This window comes from Armatimonas sp. (assembly GCF_043760365.1).
In the GTDB taxonomy this organism is placed as follows: Bacteria; Armatimonadota; Armatimonadia; order Armatimonadales; family Armatimonadaceae; genus Armatimonas.
This window is the reverse complement of sequence record NZ_JAYUPA010000399.1, coordinates 1-1786: the sequence shown is the minus strand read 5'-3', so window position 1 is coordinate 1786 and position 1786 is coordinate 1. Positions and strand designations below refer to the sequence as shown.

Annotated in this window: 2 protein-coding genes; both read left to right on the top strand. The window is 52.4% G+C overall.

Features of this window, described 5'->3' with window-relative positions; genetic code table 11:
• Nucleotides 1-1205: SUMF1/EgtB/PvdO family nonheme iron enzyme (locus ACH2EH_RS09485; protein WP_395141097.1), on the top strand; the 1205-nt coding region annotated here is incomplete at its 5' end.
• Nucleotides 1206-1432: 227 nt separating this feature from the next.
• Nucleotides 1433-1786, top strand: a 354-nt coding sequence (locus tag ACH2EH_RS09480; protein WP_395141095.1) for a hypothetical protein, incomplete at its 3' end; no start/stop codon positions are given.

The window sequence follows — 1786 nt, the reverse complement described above, 5'->3', positions numbered from 1 at the left end:
CTTTTCTCGGTGCGATAACAACTGTTCCTGTAGTGTATGCGGCAACCTGTGGGATTTTGTTTGCCGCCAAGGCGATTTTGATAGCAAACATGCGAGGCCAAACATTAACTCCTAAACAAATTGCAGATGAGAGATCTCGCGGAAAGGATAGGGCGGATCAGCTAAAAAAGGCTGAGGAAGCCCGTAAAATCACTGAGGAAGCGGGTAAGGTGGAGCAAGCTCGCAAGGCTGTTGAGGAAGCACGCAAAGTTGAGGAAGCACGCAAAGTTGAGGAAGCTCGCAAAGCTGAGGAAGCTCGCAAAGCTGAGGCTGAACTTCAGATTTTACTTCAGCGCATCCGGGTGGATCATAGTATTACGACAGCAAGAAAAGCAGAGAAAGCGGAGAAAGTTGCCGAGGCAGAGCTTCAGATATTGCTTCATCGTGCCCAGATGGATCATCATGACGGGATGAAAAGTGCGTCTTCTTCCACTTCCCCGCCGTTGCCATCGCGTCCAACAGCCCACCCACATCTCATCAAACCCGTTCCGCCATTAACACTAGCAGAGTACAAAGCGCAATTAGTTCAGATTCCTGCTGGCAGTTTTAAGCGCGGAGGCTTCACCGTAATGCTCTCACCATTTCAGATGGGATGCACTCCGGTAACGGTGGGAATGTGGCAGGAGTTCTGTGTTGAAACAAAACGCGAAATGCCAAAGTTACCCAATTATCCGGTTTGGAAAGGTGGCTGGGATAGGGTTCGTGATCACCCTGTCGTGAACGTAAGTTGGGATGACTGCAAGGCATATGCCGACTGGTCTGGCCTAGTGCTTCCGACGGAGACGCAGTGGGAGTTTGCAGCCAGTGGAGGCGATGGTCGTATCTATCCCTGGGGCAAGGAGTGGGACGCAAGTAAGTGCCAGTGTAGCAAGAAGACTTTGAGCGACGTGCGAGGAACGGCGGCAGTGGGCAGCTACCCTGCGGGGCCGTTCGGTTTGTACGATATGTCGGGCAATGTGTGGGAGTGGTGCTCGGACTGGGACGGCGACTATTCAGGATGTGACGAGACCGAGCCTGTAGGCGCTTCGTCAGGTACCTCTAGGATACTTCGTGGCGGCTCCTGGGTCAGCTACGTCGCAGAAGTCTTCCATTGCGCCTTCCGGAGCGGGGACGACCCCACCGGGCAGGACATCGGCGACGGTTTCCGTCTGTCTGACCTAGGGTAAGCCATCTCCCCGGCTTCGCACCGCTCAGCCCCCTCCTTCGTCGCGGTAAGGAGGGTTTTGGAGTGGGAGAGATGGCACGAACCAAAGAAGTTTGAGATAATATGCTGATGTTCACACGTCATTGTGAAAGCTTTGGAAAGAGTGTGCAGAGCTTTGCACGTGGCTTCAGAAAGGTTTGGGAGTAGATGCAACGTAGAGTAAGTGCTTTAGCCTTAGATCAAGCTAAGATGATTTTGACTGTAGATGACAGCAGAAGTATTGGGGATGACTTCAAGATGTTCCCACGCCTCCGTGAACTCGTTGAGACCCGCAGGCTAACATTAGAACAAGCTGAGGGAAATCTTCGACTTGTCAGTGGAGGCAGGGTCAATGCCTCTGCATCTCTTAAAGACTCAAAGAAAACCGTCGCAAACTTGCTGAGAGATGGCTACAACCACATCCGGGCGATCCCAAGTTTTGAAATCACTGATGAACAGCGTATCGGAGCCTTTATTGCCTACGGCTGGGACAATGGCAAGATGGGTAATCTGGTAGACGAGAGCTACTTACTGACTTTGGCGCGGCAGGCACTACACATCACG